The organism is Thiococcus pfennigii, assembly GCF_016583835.1.
GTDB classification, from domain to species: domain Bacteria; phylum Pseudomonadota; class Gammaproteobacteria; order Chromatiales; family Chromatiaceae; genus Thiococcus; species Thiococcus pfennigii.
Genome location: NZ_NRRW01000154.1, coordinates 1 through 552, shown reverse-complemented (window position 1 = coordinate 552; position 552 = coordinate 1). Strand labels below are relative to the sequence as shown.

Annotated in this window: 1 pseudogene; it reads left to right on the top strand. The window is 60.5% G+C overall.

Features of this window, described 5'->3' with window-relative positions:
• Positions 1–552: pseudogene (locus tag CKO41_RS18335) on the top strand (sulfite exporter TauE/SafE family protein); the annotation flags it as partial.

Sequence of the window (552 nt, the reverse complement as noted above, 5' to 3'; positions counted from 1 at the left end):
CCGTAACCTGATCCAGCCGTTGTTGATCGGTGCGTTGCCATTAGCGCCGATCATCGCGCTGGCGGTGCTGGTAGACGAGGTGCCGATCGAGCCCGGCCTTTGGCTGCTCGGACTCGCCTTTGCGCTCGGCACCTTGGCGCGCAATACGCCAGCTGGCCGTCGTTTCCTTGACAACCTGAGTACGCGCATCGGGGTTTACCTGCAGCGGCTCAATCAGGCCCTGTTTATTGGGCTGATCCAGCAGCTATTGTTCTTCTTCAAGGAGGTGACGCGCCGCTTTTCGCAGCTGTTACATCGCGTCGATGAGGGCCTGACCCACCATCTGAGCGAGCGTTGGAGCAGCCTGGCGTTGAAGGCACTCTTGGCCCCGATCTGGCGCTTTTCAGAATCCCTGATCCAGTTCTATGTCACCGTGCTGGTGGAGCCGCAGGTCAACCCGGTCAAGCACTTCCCGATCGTGACCATCGGACACAAGCTCCTGTTGCCCTTCCTGCCGGCGATTACCGCGGCGTTTGTCGAGATCACGCAGTCGGTCTTGCCCAAGGTCGTCGC